This window comes from Methanomassiliicoccus sp., assembly GCA_012719175.1.
GTDB lineage: Archaea > Thermoplasmatota > Thermoplasmata > Methanomassiliicoccales > Methanomassiliicoccaceae > UBA6.
On the sequence record JAAYAX010000011.1, the window covers coordinates 1 to 18609 of the forward strand.

General features: G+C 58.2%; 20 protein-coding genes and 1 pseudogene. 9 read left to right on the forward strand and 12 right to left on the reverse strand.

The features are described 5' to 3' along the window. Positions 1–1963 (reverse strand): PAS domain S-box protein (locus tag GXX95_07775; protein ID NLT38040.1); only part of this gene is annotated, 1963 nt, incomplete at its 3' end. 267 nt (positions 1964–2230) lie between these two features. Between GXX95_07775 and GXX95_07780 the strand changes: the two genes are divergently transcribed. Further along, the gene (locus GXX95_07780; protein ID NLT38041.1) at positions 2231–2815 is read left to right on the forward strand and encodes a hypothetical protein; all 585 of its coding nucleotides are present in this window, start codon (positions 2231–2233) and stop codon (positions 2813–2815) included. Between the two features lie 36 nt (positions 2816–2851). Here the strand turns inward: GXX95_07780 and GXX95_07785 are convergent, their stop codons facing one another. Next, positions 2852–3376, reverse strand: coding sequence for a hypothetical protein (locus GXX95_07785; GenBank protein NLT38042.1), 525 nt, complete (start codon positions 3374–3376; stop codon positions 2852–2854). A 214-nt stretch (positions 3377–3590) separates the two neighbouring features. On the opposite strand from GXX95_07785, the gene GXX95_07790 reads away from it, so the two are divergent. Then, positions 3591–3968, forward strand: coding sequence for a VOC family protein (locus GXX95_07790; GenBank protein NLT38043.1), 378 nt, complete (start codon positions 3591–3593; stop codon positions 3966–3968). A gap of 66 nt (positions 3969–4034) precedes the next feature. On the opposite strand, the gene GXX95_07795 is transcribed toward GXX95_07790, so the two are convergent. After that, on the reverse strand, positions 4035–5810 hold the full coding sequence (locus GXX95_07795) for a cation:proton antiporter (protein NLT38044.1): 1776 nt from the start codon (positions 5808–5810) through the stop codon (positions 4035–4037). A gap of 293 nt (positions 5811–6103) precedes the next feature. On the opposite strand from GXX95_07795, the gene GXX95_07800 reads away from it, so the two are divergent. Further along, entirely contained in the window at positions 6104–7255 is a 1152-nt protein-coding gene (locus tag GXX95_07800) for an RNA 3'-terminal phosphate cyclase (protein NLT38045.1), read from the forward strand. Here GXX95_07800 and GXX95_07805 read toward each other — a convergent pair. Further along, positions 7230–8000 (reverse strand): proteasome assembly chaperone family protein, encoded by a 771-nt coding sequence (locus GXX95_07805; GenBank protein ID NLT38046.1) that lies wholly within the window; start codon positions 7998–8000, stop codon positions 7230–7232. The genes GXX95_07800 and GXX95_07805 overlap by 26 nt on opposite strands. A gap of 76 nt (positions 8001–8076) precedes the next feature. Here GXX95_07805 and GXX95_07810 point away from each other — a divergent pair, with 76 nt between their 5' ends. Next, complete coding sequence (locus GXX95_07810) at positions 8077–8718, forward strand: 2,5-diamino-6-(ribosylamino)-4(3H)-pyrimidinone 5'-phosphate reductase (protein NLT38047.1); 642 nt, start codon at positions 8077–8079, stop codon at positions 8716–8718. Beyond that, complete coding sequence (locus tag GXX95_07815; GenBank protein ID NLT38048.1) at positions 8702–9181, forward strand: DUF5615 family PIN-like protein; 480 nt, start codon at positions 8702–8704, stop codon at positions 9179–9181. Before GXX95_07810 ends, GXX95_07815 begins: the two co-directional genes overlap by 17 nt. Here the strand turns inward: GXX95_07815 and GXX95_07820 are convergent. After that, complete coding sequence (locus GXX95_07820) at positions 9156–10088, reverse strand: hypothetical protein (GenBank protein ID NLT38049.1); 933 nt, start codon at positions 10086–10088, stop codon at positions 9156–9158. The two genes, GXX95_07815 and GXX95_07820, sit on opposite strands and share 26 nt — an antisense overlap. 148 nt (positions 10089–10236) lie before the next feature. Between GXX95_07820 and GXX95_07825 the strand changes: the two genes are divergently transcribed. Beyond that, a complete protein-coding gene (locus GXX95_07825; GenBank protein NLT38050.1) occupies positions 10237–12570 on the forward strand; it encodes a hypothetical protein in 2334 nt (777 codons plus the stop codon). 6 nt (positions 12571–12576) lie between these two features. Then, positions 12577–12978, forward strand: coding sequence for a DUF131 domain-containing protein (locus GXX95_07830; protein ID NLT38051.1), 402 nt, complete (start codon positions 12577–12579; stop codon positions 12976–12978). Here the strand turns inward: GXX95_07830 and GXX95_07835 are convergent. Continuing rightward, positions 12962–13177, reverse strand: coding sequence for a hypothetical protein (locus tag GXX95_07835; protein ID NLT38052.1), 216 nt, complete (start codon positions 13175–13177; stop codon positions 12962–12964). The genes GXX95_07830 and GXX95_07835 overlap by 17 nt on opposite strands. Next, positions 13165–13737 (reverse strand): GMP synthase subunit A, encoded by a 573-nt coding sequence (locus GXX95_07840; protein NLT38053.1) that lies wholly within the window; start codon positions 13735–13737, stop codon positions 13165–13167. The genes GXX95_07835 and GXX95_07840 overlap by 13 nt, the downstream gene beginning before the upstream one ends. Positions 13738–13922: 185 nt before the next feature. Between GXX95_07840 and GXX95_07845 the strand changes: the two genes are divergently transcribed. Then, on the forward strand, positions 13923–14633 hold the full coding sequence (locus GXX95_07845) for an HAD family hydrolase (protein ID NLT38054.1): 711 nt from the start codon (positions 13923–13925) through the stop codon (positions 14631–14633). A gap of 132 nt (positions 14634–14765) precedes the next feature. Here the strand turns inward: GXX95_07845 and GXX95_07850 are convergent, their stop codons facing one another. After that, the gene (locus GXX95_07850; protein ID NLT38055.1) at positions 14766–15119 is read right to left on the reverse strand and encodes a VOC family protein; all 354 of its coding nucleotides are present in this window, start codon (positions 15117–15119) and stop codon (positions 14766–14768) included. Between the two features lie 300 nt (positions 15120–15419). Here GXX95_07850 and tnpB point away from each other — a divergent pair. Further along, a pseudogene (tnpB, locus tag GXX95_07855) lies at positions 15420–16478 on the forward strand (IS200/IS605 family element transposase accessory protein TnpB). A 59-nt stretch (positions 16479–16537) separates the two neighbouring features. On the opposite strand, the gene guaA reads toward tnpB, so the two are convergent. The 4 genes from guaA to GXX95_07875 form a co-directional block, all read right to left on the reverse strand. Then, entirely contained in the window at positions 16538–17485 is a 948-nt protein-coding gene (gene guaA / locus GXX95_07860; GenBank protein ID NLT38056.1) for a glutamine-hydrolyzing GMP synthase subunit GuaA, read from the reverse strand. After that, positions 17472–17951, reverse strand: coding sequence for a 5-(carboxyamino)imidazole ribonucleotide mutase (gene purE, locus GXX95_07865; GenBank protein NLT38057.1), 480 nt, complete (start codon positions 17949–17951; stop codon positions 17472–17474). Before purE ends, guaA begins: the two co-directional genes overlap by 14 nt. 64 nt (positions 17952–18015) lie before the next feature. Beyond that, a complete protein-coding gene (locus tag GXX95_07870; protein ID NLT38058.1) occupies positions 18016–18312 on the reverse strand; it encodes a hypothetical protein in 297 nt (98 codons plus the stop codon). A 23-nt stretch (positions 18313–18335) separates the two neighbouring features. Further along, positions 18336–18569, reverse strand: a complete 234-nt coding sequence (locus GXX95_07875) for an Lrp/AsnC family transcriptional regulator (GenBank protein ID NLT38059.1) — start codon at positions 18567–18569, stop codon at positions 18336–18338. Positions 18570–18609: the final 40 nt, after the last annotated feature.

Here is an 18609-nt window from a genome sequence, read left to right on the forward strand (position 1 = left end):
CCCGACCCTTATCGTCGGCAACCACAAGTGCGCCAGGAGCGTTGTCTATTACCGTCCTAAGTCGGGCTCTTTGCACCTCTATCTGGCGCTGCGCCTTTTTCAGCTTGGAGATATCGACGAAGGTGGTAGCGAATTGCCCCTCCTTCGGTTTGAAGGCCGATATCTGGAAATGCCTCCTCATGGGCTCGAAGTAGGTCTCGAAGAAGATGGGTTCACCTGTCCTCTCGACCTGGGCATACGTTTCCAAGAACGGAGCCTCACCAGTGCCGTACAGCTCGCTGGCAAGCGCCCCGATGGCCCTCTCCCTAGGCATATCGGTGGCCCGCTCGAACGCTGGATTGACGTCTACGATACGGTAGTCCCGTGCAGCTCCATCATGGTCGAGGACGAGCTCGTGAAGAGCGATGCCTTCGTTGCTGGAGGAGAACAGCGAACGGAACGTCCTCTGGCTCTCCTTAAGCGCCTCCTCCACGGTCTTGCGGCCTGTGATATCGACGCATATCCCGATCATCCTTACAGGTTGGCCCTGGTCATTGTATTCGCCTTGCCCTAGAGCGTTTACCCATATCACTTGACCATCCCTGCGGACCACCCGGTACTCGTTGTCGAGGAAGGTATGGTCCCGCAGCGACCGCTGGATCCTTTCGTTCGCAATCTCAACATCATCAAGGTGTAGCACCGAGTTCCAGGTGTCGAAGTTCGCCTCATCCTCAGCCGGGTGGAGACCTAACAGATTGTACATCTCCTTTGACCACTCGATCTTCCCGGTGGTGATATCCCAGTCCCATACGCCCACCCGTGCCGCTTTTTGGGCCATCTCGAAACGCTCGTTCAGGTGGCTGAGAACCTCCTCGGTCCTCCTCAGCTTGGTGACGTCATGACCCACGACCAATGCACCAACCTGTTTCCCGTTCTCGTAGCTCGACTTTAGGCTGAAGGCCGCGGTTATCGTAACTCCGTCCTTGGTCCTGATCCTGTACTCGACCGAGGCCTCAGTTCTCTTGCCCGATAGTCCCCTCTCGATGTCCATACGGAACCTCTCTCTATCGGAGCCTACCAGAAGGTCGGCGGGGTCCATGCTCAGCAGCTCTTCCTGGGAGTAGCCGGTGAGGTCAGACATGGCCTCATTGATGCTCGTGAGCCTAGGACCGCGAAAGTCTATCTCGAAGATGGCGGTGGGAGCATACTTAATCAGGTGGCGGAAGTTTTCTTCCCTGGCCTTGTTCTCTGTGATGTCAACGGCCGTGCTCAGGATGTGGTCCGCCCCATCCACGGTCACTCTCACATTGACCACCATCAGGGTCAACGGCCTCCCCCGTCTGGTGTGGGCCAGAACCTCTTGTTCGCGTGCCCCTCCCTCTCCCGGCCTCCTGACGATGGTGTGCCCGATCTCTGAACGATCTTCATCGTAAATGTTCAGGTCCCTGACGGAGCGACCTATGACCTCCTCGCGCCCGAACTCAAAAAGCCTAAGCCAGCTCTCGTTCACGTCCACGAGCCGGGAGTCGGAGGCACGAACGATGGACATGGCCGAAGGGTTGCTGCTAAACATCGTGGAGAAGAGATCGGCCCTTTCCCTCTTCGTCCCCACTCCAGGCCCCCTCTCATCGGTGATGTCCAAGAAGATCCTCATGGCCCCGGCATATTGGCCTGCATCATCGAAGATCGGAACGGTCGAGGACGAAATCCAGACCTCAGAACCGTTCCTATGCCGCAGGCGGCGTTCGCAGATCCCTCCCCTCCCCTTCCTGAGCTCCTTTAGCCAGTTCAATTCATCATCTACGTCCTCAGGGAACAAGAAGTCGGTGGTCGGCCGGCCCATCATCTCCTCTGCGGTATGACCTAGGATTGAAGCCCCTCTTTCGTTAATTTGGTCGGTGCGGTCGTGAGCGTCCACTGTCCACAAGCCCTCGTTTGCGAGAGGGTTGAGGTACATTGTTATGTGGTGAATGGGGTCGTTCATCGGTCCTGACATAGCCTTGACTGAACACCATTGGAGCCAGACCTACATAATCATCTTGCTGAGGTGGAGAACGATGATCCGGCCCTGATGCTCATAGCTCGGACGCGGGAAGGTGAGGGGACAGATATAGGATGGACCGTCACGAAAGGGCATCAGCGGCGAAACCGGCTATCGATATATTATCATACAGACATTATCAATATCAAAGGCATCAAAGCGGTATGAAGTCTCTAAATATCTCGCACCCTCTCTAAGCCGGAGATTGCCTTGACCGACAGCATCTGGACCTCGCCACATTATAAGATCCGCAAGAAGATCCTCGCCATCGCCAACCAATACTGGATCGAGGATGGTCAGGGCAGGACCCTGGGATTCACCAAGCAGAAGCTGCTGCGTTTGAGAGAGGACATACGGATCTACGCTGATGAGGCCATGGTCCGGGAGCTGTTCTGGGTACACCAGGAACAGGTCATGGATGCCTGGGGGACCTTTGCTGTCGTGGACACGGCGGCCAACGTATGCGTCGGTAAGATCCGCAGGAACATAATGTCCGGGCTGCTGGCGGACGAGTACTACCTGCTGGACCCCTATGGTCAGCAGATCGGCAGGGTCTACGAGGAGACGGGGAGGGGGCTGGTCCGAAAGTACCTGCCCTTCGGGGGGCTGGTCACCGAGAGGGTCGTGGTAGAGCTGTACGGCCGGCCGGTGACGGAGATCAAGCAGCAGTTCAAGATCATAGGCGATGAGTGGGATGTGGACTGTTCCAAGCTCCCTCCTCAGTTCGATCGCCGCGTTCTCCTGGCAGGGATAATAATGATGGGCATGGTGGAGCGGGAGAGGGACCGCAACTAGCCCCCGATACCATTAGAGGAGCTCACGGCCTGCGCCTCATCTCCCCAGGTCCTTCCACGCTTTCTCTCCCAGGCACAGCCGAACGGTCTCCTGTATTCGTCCGGCTCTGGTCTGGGGCCTCTTGGCGAGCTTGATCCAGGCGAGCAGCTGTTTTCTCTTGGAACTGCTGAGAGCATCGAACCTCTCCCGGGCCGGCGGCCGGTCCCCAAGAGCCTGAACCAGATCGTCAGGCATGAGGAGGCCCTCCACATCCTCCAGGAAGTTCCAGGAGCCGTTCAGGTGAGCCTCCTCCACCTTGGCCATTCCCGCTGGGGTCATGATGCCGTCCTTGATCGCACGCTCCACCCGGACCTTGTTGGAGCGTGACCACAGGCTGCCCTTCCGCCGAGGGGTGAACCACAACCTTGCCCTTTCATCGTCCAGGCGGTGCATCCGGCCATCGATCCAGCCAAAGGACACGGCCTCCAGGAGAGCCTCGTCCAAGGACAGGTTCTTCTTCCCGCTGCTTTTCTTGTAGTAGATCAACCACACCCCCTTGGAGCGGGCATGGTTCTGCTCCAGCCACCCCCTCCATTCCTCCCGGTCCCGAGGTTAAAGGACGTCCTCTGTCAGATCGTCGGTCATCTCTATCTTCATCCCATTTTACTTTATACTCTCCAGAACATGGGCCCAGACCCTTGGTAGCTCTGTGGTCCACGGCAAAGCTGATGTTGAGGGGAAAGCTCTTCTGCGGACAGTATTATCTACCGACCGCTCTAAAACATACATGGTCGCAATGAACCATACCATCATACACTTCGAGATACCGGCGAACGACCTTGGCATGATGAAGGAATTCTATAGCAGGGTTTTCGGCTGGAAGGCCAACGATGTCCCAGGCATGGACTATGCCGTGATGCACACGGTCCCGACCGACGAAAAGGGAATGCTGCTGGAGCCCGGCGTGAACGGGGGCATATACCAGCGTACCTCAAAGGTGCAGGTGCCCATCAACTACATTCAGGTGGAGTCGGTGGACGACTACATGGACCGGGTAACGAGCGAAGGGGGTAGTATCCTTGCGCCGAAGCAGCACATCCAGGGGGTCGGGTACATAGCTTGGGTCTCCGATCCTGAAGGCAACCCTATCGGCCTTATCACACCCCAGATGTGAGTCTCCAGAGCACTAGCGCACCCGGCGATGTCATGGCGGACGGGGCGACGGCGTGATCGGAGATGTTCAGAACTCCTTCCAGCGTTTGCGATGGTTCAACCGCGGACTGTCGCTAACCTCCATTGATGGCCTGTGCATGTAGCTGTAGGACGGATATGGCATCAGCGGATGCTTGGCATATCGTGAATCGGCGCAGGTCTGGTCATAGAACACCTTCATCAGCAGGATGAACCACATCAAGTACGCCATGAGGATCAGCAATACTGTGGGCCAGTATAGGGAGAAGGTGAAGGCCACGCAGGCGGCCGTCATCAGCGTCGCCATCACCAAGGAGGCCACGTACCTGCTTATTAGCATGTGGCTTCCAGGGACCGTGCACAGGTTGTAGTAGTTGATCTGCCGCACGATGGGCCCAAGGACGTTCTGAAGGACGACCCACACTATGAGGCTGGCGGCGATGGTCAGACCGAAGGCGATGTAATGGGCCTGCCCATTGGTCAGGATCAGCGCTATCATGCAGGCCAGGTAGAATAGTTCAGCGCACAGGAGGGACCGGGAGCCCTTGTAGAGCCGGAAACCGTCACCCGGGAGGATTATCTTGCCCAGGGTCCTGGAGATGACCCCCGCGGAGTACTTGATGAAGTGGGGCATCTTCCGGGCCAGGGCGTCGGCGATACGGTAGCTGCGGCGCATCAAGAAGGGGCAGACAGCGCTGAGCACGAAGGTGAACGCGCCTGCCAGGGGGTACAACTCCGCCCCCTTGGTGGAACTCGCTGCCTGCCTGGCAATGCTGGCATAGAGAATCGATTCATCGCCGCGGGCACACATGGAAGTGGATACGAACAACGACTGCCTCGGTGTATATCCCATGAAGAAGGACACCACGGCAGTGAGGAACACGTCGTCGAGGATCACCAGGACCACGGCCAAGGCCACGATCCCGATGACGGAAGGGAACAGGGTGGGATCGATCATCATCCCGAAGGCCATGAAGAACACCGCCACGAAGGCGTCACGGAAGGGGGCGATCTTCTCCTCTATCCTGTCGGTGATCCTCGTCTCCGCGAAGGTCATGCCTATGAAGAACGCTCCGATCATCCCCGGTATGGAGAAGAACTCCGCTAGCGCGGCGGAGAGACACACCAGACCCAGAGCGAAGAGGACGAACATCTCGTCGTTCTTCATCTTGACCAGGTAGGAGATGGTCCGGGGGATGACCACTAAGGCCAGGACCACGAAGAAGACGATGAATATGGCCACGCCCACGATGAAGCCCATTACGGTAACGTTGCCGCCGCTCTTCACCACCAGACCTCCTAAGAGCGCGAGGAAGATAGAGGAGATGAAGTCCTGCGCCACCATGACGCCGAGAAGGAAGTCGGTCTCGGCATTGTTAAGACGGTCCATCTCCAGTAGGGACTTCAACGCCACCCCCGCGCTGCTCATAGACACTATAAGGGCCAGGAACAGCGTGTCCATGAACGGCCATCCCAGGGCCGTTCCCAGCAGCACGCCGGTGAACAGGTTGATCCCGATGTTGAATATGGAGAGTATTATTGCCGGACGCCTGACCTTGCGAAGCTTGGTGATGGAGAACTTCAGGCCCACAAAGAACATCAGGAGGATTATTCCCAGCTGCGAGATGGCGTTGATGAGGGAGGTGTCGTGGATGAGGCCATGGTAACTTAGCCCGCCGATCTCGATGTGTATGAACGGGCCGATGAATATGCCGGCGGCGATGTAGCCTAGAATGGCGCTCTGCTTGAAGCGGCCGGCGAGGGCGGCGCCTGTGAAGGCCACCAGCATTATCACCCCTACCTCCAACATGAAACCGTTGGTCACCGCTTTACCATCCCTAGGGCCCGGTCAAGGAAAAGGACACTCAGTAGGCCTAGGTATGGACGTCTACCTCAATCTGGTTTCATCACTACCCAAGCCTCCTCGCCCTCCGCCGATCGAGGCCCAGTGCATCCCGATTGAAGTATTGAGACAGTACGTACATTAAGGTTACTAGTTGGGCAACGAAAGCGTAAAACCAGTATTGATTCCATTGTTCTGGAGAGGATGGAGGTTCAGAACATCGTCACGTAATGCCCGCTCGCCTGGGCGCGTTGATCGAGCTGGGGCCATGAGCTGTGGACGATCGTTATGGAGCGCCTGCCACGGTCATGGAGGTCCGCGGTCACGGCCGGGGCTCGATAGTACGATGCTATTATCGGTCGGAAGAGGATGGGGGGCGGAGAGGTCTGGTCATGAAGATCGATGGTTCCTATGGAGAGGGTGGGGGACAGCTTCTGAGATGCGCCGTGGCTCTTTCCGCTCTAACAGGGATAGAGGTCGAGGTAAGCGACATTCGTGCCAAGAGGGGGAGACCGGGGCTGGCGGCCCAGCACCTCACAGCGGTGATGGGGGTGGCCGCTCTGTGCGATGCCGAGGTGGAAAACGCATACGTCGGCTCCACCTTCATACGGTTCCGGCCGGGGCCGGTCATCGGAGGCTCCTACAAGCTTGACGTGGGAACCGCCGGCAGCATCACCCTGGTGCTGCAGGCGTGCATGCTGGCATCACTGATGTCTCCGGCCGTCACGGAGCTGGAGATAATCGGCGGGACCAACGTGAGGATGTCCCCTCCCGTGGACTACTACTACCAGGTGCTGTACCCTCTTCTGGAGAGGATGGGGTATGATGTCGACCTCCAGTTGGAGAGGCGGGGTTTCTATCCCCAGGGCGGGGGAAGGGTCACCGCCTCGCTGGCCCCCTGCCCATCCCTGACCCCCCTGCGACTGCAGGCCCGGGGGGAGATGGAGGAAGTAGGGGGAGTTTGCTTCTCCCAGAACCTGCCCGATCACGTGGCCCAGAGGATGGAGCATGCCTGCCGCAAGGCCTTCATCGGTGGAAACCTCGAGCTGCGCGCCCACCGCTCCGCCGGTCCCTCCACCGGTGCCGGCACCGCTCTCTACGCCCGCTACCGTCATACCGTGCTGGGCGGTGACGGGTTGGGCGAGAAGGGGGTCCCCGCGGAAAGGGTAGGGGAGGCGGCGGTGAGCTGCCTCAGAACGGAGATGGAGGGACCGGGCACGCTGGATACGCACGCCGCCGATCAGCTCCTCCCGTACATGGCACTGGCCATGGGGCCGTCGGTGTTCACGGTCCGGGAGGTCACCTCGCACCTCCTGACCCAGATGTGGCTCCTCAGGCAGTTCCTCCCCGTGGAGTTCGAGATGCAAGACGTTGCCCAGGGAGTGTCGGTCAGGGTGCTGCCTAACCGTACATCCCCGGGGCCGTGACCTTCCTCAGCTCATCCTCCTTCCCGGCCCGCTCGTACATATCCTTGAGGCTGTTCTCGATAGCCTCGGCCTCCTTGAGCAGGGGCTCGATGTCCAGGGTGCCTTCCAGAACGAGCTTGTTGATGGCCATGGTGACCGCAGCGGCTGCCCGGGCGTCAGGGAACTCCGTGCTGGCCTCGGAGAGTATGGTGATGACGTCGAACAGGCGGTTGAACCCCTCGTTGAGGAGGACGCCGGACAGGCCCACGATGACCCCGGCCTCGAAGATGGGGATCTGATTGGAGCTCAGCATATTCCTTGCCTCCTCTGTGGACCCCACCCCCATGACGTGATCGATGACGTCCTTGATGTCAGGAGGGGGATTGCTCTGCTTGGTGCTGATGCCCTCCGGCGAGATGATCATCCTACACTTGTGGTCCTCCACCCAGTCCATGATGACCTTTCCCAGCTCCTTTATGTCCTGTGGAAGGGGCTGGAACTCAGAAACGAAGACCACCATGCGGTCCTTCCCCTTATTGATCTCCCCCGCGTACACCCTCACAGGGCTGGTAGGAATGCCGCTCTTGATCATAGACACGGCGGGGAAGGTGTCCGCATCCACCACTCCTATCTGCCTCAGTCCCAGGGAGTTCACCAGATAATTGGCGACGATGGAGCCGACCAGACCTACGGAGGGGAACCCGTCGACGACGTAAGCGCCCCGGATGTTCATCTCCTCTATCTCGATTATCCGGATGTTGCTCATGGTCCACTGATTCCAACCATGGACTAATAATGCATTTGTGAGAAGTATTATCATCACCGGCCTCTGTCCCTCGTTCATGAGGCCTGAGGTGACCGTGAACTGCGCCATGACCGCCGATGGCAAGATCGCAGGAAGGTCGCGGAGGCAGATGCGCATCTCCTCACGCGAGGACATGGAAAGGGTCAAGAGCCTCCGCTCCTCCTCCGACGCCATCCTCGTGGGCGTGGGGACCGTTCTCGCGGACGATCCGCACCTGACGGTCAAGGGCCTGACCTACGACGAGAACCCGCTGCGAGTGGTCCTCGACTCCTCGGGCCGTATCCCGGAGGGCGCCCAGGTCCTCGATGAGAGGGCGGCCACGCTGATCGTCACGGCTGAGGACTGCCAGCGTACGTGGCCCAGAGGTGAGGTGTTCCGGGCGGGAAGGGGGAAGGTGGACCTGGTGCGGACGCTGGAGCATCTTTACTCCCAGGGGATCAGGAAGCTCATGGTGGAGGGTGGCGGGGAGACCATATTCTCCTTCTTTCGGGAAGGTCTGGTCGATCGCTACTGCGTGTACGTGGGGAGCATAGTGATCGGTGGGCGGGGTTCGCCCACACCCGCGGACGGCGAGGGGTTCCCCCAGGACCGCGTCGTACGTTTGAGGCTTGCCACCGCCGATAGGATGGGCGATGGCATCCTCCTCAGCTACGAGGTGGAGAATGCCGAGCGACCCTAGGTTCCTCGCCGATGAGATGCTCGGCTCCCTGGCCAGATGGCTGCGGATCATGGGGTATGATACCACCTACGCCCGGCATATTACCGACAGGGAGGTGTTGTGCAGGGCCAGGGCGGAGGGCAGGATCGTCCTCACCCGAGACCATCAGCTGGCGGAGAGGGCGGGGGGGCAGGGCCTGCTGGTGGAGAGCGATGCCCTGGAGGAACAGCTGGTGCAGGTGTCCTGTGATCTGGGACTTACGTTCGAGGAGAGATGCACGAGGTGCACGATATGCAACGGCGCGCTCCGCGATGCCACGCCCCAGGAATGGACGCAGGCGCCTCCCCGGGTGAGGGGGTCACAGGACCGGATCTACAAATGCCAGGACTGTGGTCAGTTGTATTGGAGGGGTTCCCATTGGAGCAAGATTACAGAGCGCTTGGAGCGCGTGCTGGCGCTCAGATGCGGTAGTAGTCCTCACTGAGGACCTTGCCCGTGCCGGCATTGACCATCATCATCCCATGGACGCCTTCGACACACCAGATGGGGATGTAGAACACGCCCCGGTCATCGAGGACTATCTCCTCATCACGGGGGGCGACCTTCCTCTTCTCGATGATGGTGACGTTGTTCTCCTCCCTGATCAGCTCCTTCTCGTAGGAGTTGACCTTGACCAGTTCCCTACGGGCAAGCCTCATGGCGTCGTCCATGCCTATGGACGGCTCCAGGGTCCTATGGGCCTCCTCCAGGGCGTAGATGACCTCGGTGCGGTCGTTCCACGACTCCACCCTGTGGGTCAGGCTGTTGATGGACAGGGCGCCCTTCTCCACGCCCACCTTCTCGCCGTCCATGTACAGGGGGCAGACATAGCCATATACGAAGTGAGGGACCAGCTCCAGCCGGTGGGCGAAACCCGCCACGGTCTGCCGGGATAGCTCCTTGACATCATCCAGGCCGACCACGGGGCGAACGATCCTCTCGCCTACGGCGGGAGCTTTGATATCCTCGAGGAGGGCGGGAGAGACCATCTTGGGAAAATCGTCGGCCATGAGCTCGTCCACCAGCCCGTCCTCCTGTTTCCCCATCACTCCCTCGATGCGGGTGCGTCCCAGCTCATGCTCCAACGCCTCCTGGTCCCACACCGTGACGGAGCGATCCAAGGAGGCGAGCGCCGCCGGGGGGAGCTTTACCAGGGTGGCGATCACCTTCTTACCCGAAAAGCCGCTGAACCGGGTGAGGAATTGGTCCAACGCAGCCCGGTCATTGGAGGCTAGCAGACAGAAGGGGACCTCCCTCTCCCCCTTCCGGGCGAACAGGTAGCCGTCCCTCTCCACCACCTGAAGGTCACGGGCCTGGAGTATCTCGATTACAAGGTGTTTTAATGAAGTCAAAACCCACCTGCGCCTTCATCAGGCTGTCATATTAAATACGTTTCCTGCCAATCTAAATCGCTCGAGGACACCTTAGTGTCTAACAGCGAGACTGTGAGAGCACCTATTAATTAAGGACGTTGTTGTCAAGACCTCTGGGTCACCTGCCATGAACCGAAAGTCGTTGGGAGCGCTCCTCATCGTATTGATCATCGTATCATCGAGCGTATCCGCGGTCCTGCTCCTTGGCAACGGCGCGCAGGGCGGGGATCCTCCCTCACTGGAGGACAACACCGCCCGGGCATGGGTGGACCTTAACTCGCTCTCGTCCGGTCCGATGAGCGAGGGTGATAGGTGGGGCAGTATGGAGACCTTCTCCAGTGCCGCCACGGGAACGCTGAACTATTACAAGCAGGTGTCCCTGATCCAATCCAGCGCCTCCGAGAGCGTGATCCTGGACGGCAGAGTATGGTGCATGCTCCGCGCCAATGTGACCGATCAGGTATTGCTGCGCTACACCCCTCAGGTAATGGGCGATAGCTGGAACATATCCTTCGAGTGCTACGCTCCCCAGGCGGGCAACCACTTCGATCCCGTCCTGGGGAAGCAAAAGATCGGCCTCACCGCCAGCCTGGTCAATAATCTGGGAAAGGCTCTGATGGCGGTGGAGCTATCCTACGGCACTCCCGGTGACAACTTCGTACGCCTGACCGATGTGATGTCTGGATCGGTGGAGACCCTATCGGATATCATGTTGCCGTCCACAGTCATTAAGGACGCATCGGAAGGCTGCGTCCCGGACCGCTACATCGTCTCTTTCCAGAGCTCGAACGGCGCCGATTGCCTGGTGACCGTGCTCCACACATCGGGGGTGAAGGTCGGTCAAGGGGTCATCGCGATCCCTGAAGGTTGGTCCCCTGCCCAGCTGGTGCTCGGCAGCAACTCCACAGTGCTCACCCGCTACGGAGTCGATCCCAGTGTTCCCATGTCCGCGACCGTCCACACCGGGGCCTGGGTCGTCGACAATATCGCATGCCGGGGCGCCACGGCCCGCTACCCCCTTGCCGGTCCCTCCTACGAGTACTCTGTCGAAGGGGCCGATGCACCGCAGTACAACGCATCACGAAGCTCGGAACAGGTGGGCGCTGTCGTCACCATCGACGGCAAGGTCGCCATATACAATGCCACCAGCGGCCGGTACGAGGCATACCTGGACCTCCTGTCCAAATGGGGGACGGCCGTGAGCTACTCGGTGGAGATGGACGGGGTCGTCCTCGATGACCGCATGCTGCTGACGATGGTAGCATCAGCCGAGAACGCTGCGGTGTCCCCGTGGTGGAACGGATGGGACTGGGTGAGCGTGTTCGGGGAGGACGATTCCACGGGGCCCGCGGACATCATCAGCGTGTACGCTGGATATGATCACCCCCTCACCGCCTACGTCATGTCCGCGATCTCTGATGAGTCCACCTCCCAAGAGGTCCTCACCGCACCTTACGTGGAGATAGCGTTGCACAACCCTCATGACTGGGAGGGGGGAGCGAAAAAGTTCTGGGCCTCGGCCGTCGCCGATGCTGACAGCGGAATGACCCACCTCAAGAGCTCCTATGCGTTCGCAAGCCGATGGGACGCCCCGGCCAACGGGGGGAGGGGGGACACCTACATCTCCATGGCCAATCCCGGGAACAAGGCCTCTTACCAGATGATGTACGCCCTCTATCTCGCCGGCATCCGCATCGATGGCCGTTCATCGGAGCTGACGGCAGGCTCCGCCGGTAACCACACCCAGATAGGCTCCTGGTACGACATCGGCGGATACCTCGGAACCGGCGGTGGATGGCATCCGTACCAGGCCATGGACCTTATGGACGCGGCCCGCGCCCTGTCCTGGGACAACCCCCAGAGCTGGAACTCCACGTTCTCCCTTGTCAACGGCATCGCGGAGAACAATGGTGTCCTGAGGGTCTACGGTCACCCTGAGCGCACCATCGCCGTACCGGAGCTCTTGCACTGGATTGACGACAAGAAGACGAACTACAGCCTGGAGAACTGGAAGGCCACCGATGGAGAGGTTGCCAGCTATGTTTATGGTCGATGGTCGACAGAGGTCCGGTTCGACCCTGCGCGCTCCAGCGCCGACGCCTGGGTGTACTCCATCTCACGCCAGGACGCCCGGGCCGCAGGATATTGGAACGTTCCGGTGACCGTCGAGATCGACCTCCATGGTAGGGCTGTAAAGGAAATCGAGATCAGGGATGGCAGCAAGATCGTGGGAAAGGGCTTGGGCACCCTCAAGGACCTGAACGAGGGAAGGATCATGGACACGGGCTTTGATGTTCGGGACGGGAAGCTGTACGTCTCATACATCTGGTCCGCGAACACCCAGTTGACCATAACGTTCGAGGGCGGCGCGCGGTCCAGCTTCCATCCTGTCTCCGATGAACCGTTAAAGATCATGAGGACAGAGGGAGATTATATCTTGGGAAGAGCCTCTGAACGATAGGATCGCATGAGCGGACGACAGCGCGCTATTATGAGCACCGGCATCATGATGACAGCGGCGGGAGTACTGCTGCTGGCCTGGGCCGTGGCCGTAGGCCAGGCGGAGCTGTCCCTCTTCCTCATCATACCTGTCGTCCACGGTTCAGGGGCCCTGATGGCTCTGTCCATCCTCCTCATCTTCGGCGGCTTGGCGCTGACGTTCATGTCCATGTCATTGGGGTCCGTGGGTGAACCTGACGACACTCTGCAGGAGGGTGCAAGAAAGGAGTGGGGAGGCGTCATTCTTCTAGGACCGATACCTATCGTCTTCGGATCCGGCCGGTCGCTGAGGGGAAAATGGCCCTTGCTGGCCTTGGCCATCATCTCTTCGCTCCTGCTGTTGGTGTTCGTTCTCACCCTTCTGCGATGAGCCGGCGGGCCGCGGACTCGATGTCCTCGTCCTTCCTCCTCTGCTCCCTGAGGTCGCTGGTGATGGAGATGTACCTCTGGAAGTCCAGTCCCCTTTTGCGCAGCACCCGTCCCAGGGAATGCTCCAGCGTCTCATTGTGGAGCATGGCTTCCAATGCTTCCTCCAACAGCTGACGGTCCTCGGGGCTCAGCGGTGCCATTCCTCGACCACCCGCAGGAAATTTTGGAAGATCTCAGAGCCATGCTCGGTGTTCTCCACCTCCGGATGGAACTGGAGGCCATAGAACGGCCGGTCCTTGACCTTGATGGCCTCCACGGGACAGCTCTTCGTGTGGGCCAGGACCTGGAAGGTCTCCGGCACCTTGGTTACCTCATCATTGTGGCTCTGCCACACTACGAACTCATGGGGCAGGCCGCGGAATATCTCATCCTCCTCGTCCACGATGAGGGTGGCCTTACCGAACTCGGGCTTGCCCGCGGCCTCGGTCCTTCCACCGAAATGGTTGGTCATGAAATGGAACCCGGCGCAGATACCCAGGATGGGGAAGTCCGCCCGGTCGAGGTACTCCCCGTTGCAGCCCATCTTCTCCCCTTCATCGGCGACGTGGGGTGAGCCTCCGGACAGCACCAGTGCGTCAACGTCCAGTTGATCGAAGGGAGTGTTATTGGGGATGATCCTGGTGTCCACATCCAGATACTTGAGGACCCTCCACTCGCGATGGGTCCACTGACCGCCGTTGTCCACCACGTAGACGCGCATTAGCCCGCTAATGCGTCATCCCTGTTTTAATATCTATCACCTTCAACAGAAAAAACGTGGAGCTTTGGCCGCATGGCTGGGCCATGTTGGCTTTTTTCAGGAACGCCCCAACACAGCATCGTTCCCTCCTGCCTCTCGTATTTAAGGGTGACAGGTTTAATAGCCGGGGGTCATTTTGCATAGTCATGAAGGCGGTTATCTTCGACCTTGGCCACACCCTGATCGATTACTATGATGATTGGACAGGCCCGGAGGAGAGGGTGGTGAACCGCATCTATGACATGGTTGCATCGATCTCGCCGAGCATCGACCGCGAGGAGTTCACCGCGTACCTCTCCAACAGCCTGCGTCAGGCCCGGGACAGGAAGAGCACCCAGATGATAGAGGTGCCGCTGGTGGACCTGATGGGGGAGTGCCTGGAACGATACGGGGCATTGGACGAGTATAATCTCGGCCAGTGCCTGGAGTTGTTCTACAACGCCCTCCAGGAGGACAGGAAACTGGTCGCCGGAGCGATAGAGCTGCTCCATGGCCTCAAGGAGCGGGGAATGTCCATAGGTCTCATATCCGATGTGGCCTGGGGGCTGCCCTCAGAGTACTCCATGAGGGACATCCAGCACTTCGGCCTGGACCAGTTCTTCGATGATTACGTGTTCAGCACCGACGTCGGATTGCGGAAACCGCACCCCAAGGTCTTCAAGATCGCCCTCTCCAATCTGGGTGTGACGGCATCGGAGGCCATGTACATCGGGAACTCCCTGGCCCATGACATCAAGGGCGCCAAGGGAGTGGGGATGAGGGCCGTCCTGAAGAGGTCCAAGTACTGCCCCCCGGCCGAGGTGGAGGCCGATCATGTCATCTCGTCGCTGGACGAGGTCGAGGCCTTGATCGATTGATCCCCGATTACTGCCACGGGGCCACCGTCTGATCGTTTACCGCTCCCACGAGGATGACAGGAGCAAAGAATGTGGTTCGCGCTGCGAACGATGCTGCGCCAGGGGGCGGCCATGCGATCTGACAGGTCATATCTACGGACCATGCTGGATCAGCGCGATCCGGACGCCGTTGGGGTCTTCCAGGAAAGCGAGGGTGCCGACCGTTATGGGCACAGGCTCCATGGTGATCTTGGCCCCTTTGGACCTAAGCTCGTCCAATGTGGCGTTCAGATCCTTGACCTCCATTCCCACCGAGAAAAGACCGATGTCATGGACGGTGTCCTCGATGATCTCGATCATGGCGTCCCCCTCCCCTTTCAATAGTGTGATCTTCACCCCGGGTCGGGGATCGTACCGGCTTTCTATCTGGAATCCCATGACCTCGGTGTAGAACTTTATCGACTCGTTCATGTCCTTGACGATCATGGTAGCGTATCTGACCCTCATCATATCGTCAGGAATCTGGTCTGTTTTAATTAATAAATGCTATTGCCGGACCGAGCCCTATGGTGGGGTTTGAGGCCGTGGGGACCGGACCGCCTCTTTTTAGGCATCTCATATCTCGGTCTTCGGGGGACGCCCCTAACGAGATCGATCATGGTCTTCTTGCCGCCATTCCACTACGCCTGGTCATGCCCACCCCCGTTCCCCTTGCTCCCTTGTTATCTATTCTCACAACGGCCACTTTCGGCACTTTCGGGGACCCCCGGCCGGAAGGGGGATATAAATAGAAATCGTCTCATTTTTATGCTCCTCACTGAGAAGGTCAAGTTGGTGCCCACAAGCGAGGATAAAAGGATACTACTGGAGACTATGGAAATTTTCAATGCGGCATGCGATAAAATATCAGCTTATGCATTTTCAGAAAAGGCGTTTGACATATATCCTCTTCATAAAATAGTGTACCACGAGATAAGATCAGAATTTCATCTACCTGCACAATTAACCATTCGAGCCATAGCAAAAGTGGTTGAAACCTATAAACAAGATAAAAGTGCTGTCCATCTTTTTAGGAAGCGTGGTTGTTTAATCTATGATGCCAGGATACTTGCTATAAAATCTGAGGATACTTTATCTCTTACGACATTAAGTGGCAGGTTGAATATTAAAATCCAATCGCGGATGCCTTTGATCCACAGATCTTCTTTCAGAAATCAAATGGACCTAGTATATGTTCGAGGTTCATTTTACCTAAATTTAGTTTATGAAGTTCCAGAGGCCCCTGAGCTAGAACCTCAGGGATTCTTAGGAGTGGATGTTGGTATAGCCAATCTTGCTGCAACATCAGACGGAGAACTGATGAGCGGGGAGAGTTCAAGAAAGGTCAGGAGGAGATATAAGCAGATCAGAGGGAAGCTCCAACATGTTGGAACAAAGTCAGCTCAGAAACATCTGAAAAAAATCTCAAGAAAGGAATCTGCCAATAAGACCCATCAAAACCATTGCATTTCGAAAGCCATTGTTCTAGCTGCTAAAGGCACGAACAGAGCTATTGCTATTGAAGACCTCAAAGGAATACGCACTGTGGAAACGGTTAGTAAGCGGCATAGGGAGGAAAGGGATCATTGGGCTTTCTATCAGCTACAGTCCTTCATTCAGTACAAGGCAAAAATCGCTGGAGTTCCCGTTTTTTTTGTCGACTCGCACGACACCTCTATGATTTGCTCTGAATGTGGATGCTGTACTCCTGAGAACAGGGTAAAATCTCAGTTTAGATGCACTCGGTGTGGTCATCGAGATCACGCAGACATCAATGCCGCAAAGAACATTGCGAGCAGGGCCGCCATAGCCCGGCCTATTGTCGTCCCCCCAAAGGAAAAAGGGGTTTGGAACGACAAGCCTCTATCATTCCAGATAGATGCTGGCTATTCCCATTCTACGGTCCCGGGAGGTTTATGTGTTATGTCATAGACCACCCGGTTGACGTCGCTCTTCATCTCGTTGGTGATGCGTACCGAGATGTGCTCCAGCACCTCGTGCGGTATCTTGGAGTACGAAGCGCTCATGCCATCGATCGATTCGACCGACCGCACGGCGATGGTCCTGCCATAGGCGCGGTTGTCGCCCTGGACTCCCACGGACTGGCAGGGCAGGAGAACGGCGAAGTACTGCCAGGGGCGCTCCATCCTTCCCTCCTCCGAGGCCTTCTCGATCTCCTCCTCCACGATGGCGCAAGCCTCCCTGACTATCTCCACGGCCTCCCTGGTCGGTTCTCCCAGCACGCGGATGGCCAGGGCGGGGCCGGGGAATGGCTGGCGCTCTGCAACCTCCACGTTGAGGTACCTCGCGACCTTCCTGACCTCGTCCTTGTATAGGTCCCTTAGCGGCTCTACCAGCGTCATGTTGATGTCCTTAGGCAAGCCGCCCACGTTGTGATGGCTCTTGATGACGTCCCGGACCCCATCGCCGCTCTCGATCCAGTCAGGGGCGATCGTGCCCTGCACCAGGTACTCGGCCCCGTATTCCTTGGCGGTCCGCTCGAACACCCGGATGAACCTCTCGCCGATGATCTTCCTCTTCCTCTCCGGTTCCGTTACACCCTTCAGTGCATCGAAGAACTCGTCACTGGCATCGATCAGGCGGTAGTTGATGCCCAGGGAGTCGAACATCTTGCCGACCTCCTCGGTCTCGCCCTTCCTCATGAAGCCATTGTTGACGTACACCGTCAGCAGCTGGTCGCCTATGGCCCGTGATACCAGGACCGCGGCCACGGTGCTGTCCACGCCCCCCGAGCAGGCGATTATCGCCTTGCCCTTGATCTTGGCCCTCATCTCCTCGATCTGCTCATCGACGAACTTTTCAGGCTTGAACATCGTTGTTCACCTCCTCGGAATCGCGGGCCACGGCCTCGGCCATGTCCAGACGGTGTTTGACCAGTTTTGAAGCCAGATGTTGGTCCCTCAGCCCCAGGATCTGAAGGGCCAGCAGTGCCGCGTTGTCACCGCGGTCCAGCCCCACCGCCGCGACCGGAATGCCGCTGGGCATCTGCACGATGGAAAGTATGGAGTCCAGGTTCACCTTTCCGCTGACCGGGACGCCGATCACAGGACGTACAGTGGCCGAGGCCACCGCACCCGGCAGCGCGGCCGACAGTCCGGCGATGGCTATGTACACATCCGCATCGCTGGTGGTGACTATCTCCCTTACCCGGTCCGGTGTGCGGTGAGCGGATGCGATAACGGTCTCACTGCTGACACCGAACTCTCGCAGAACGTCCGTGGCCTTCTTGGCAACCGGGGCATCGCTCTTGCTGCCCAGGATGATGAGGACTTGTGGCATCAGAGATGCAAATAACGAACGGCTAAAAAAGGTTATGCGGGGAAGGGGTTTGATCTCTGGACGATCACGACTTCATGATGGCCAGCAGGAACAGGCCGATGGCGATGAGGGCCCCGATGAGGGCTGCCAGGATGTTCAGGAAAGCCGTCCAGATGGTCGCACCGATGCTGATATTTATCATGCCAGTGGAGGTCGGGTCCATCAGCCTGAGGGCCACCCAGATTATTCCGATGAGCAGGCCGACGACGAGCAGGACCACACCGATCGTGCGGCTCTTGCCGCTCCCAAAGTAGGCAGTGAACACGCCGGCCAACACCAGGAAGAGGCCCAAAGTCATCAGAAGTATAGTCAGGAATTCCATCAGTTCCATTTTTTCACCTGTCTTTAGAATTTAATGCCCGTGAGCGTCTTGGTGTCAATGACCCCGGGGATCGAGCGGATAGCATCCACCACAACTTGACCCAGGAGGTTGAAATCATCCGCCTCGATCTTCGCGATCAGATCGTACTCTCCAAAGAGGGGATGGAGTTCCACGACCTCTCTGACCTTGAGGAGCTCATTGTACACCTCATGCTCCTTGGCCGGTGCCGTGCTGATCAAGACAAACCCCACTGCCAAACTCTCACCTTAGAGCCCCATTAGTTTATCTGCCATATTA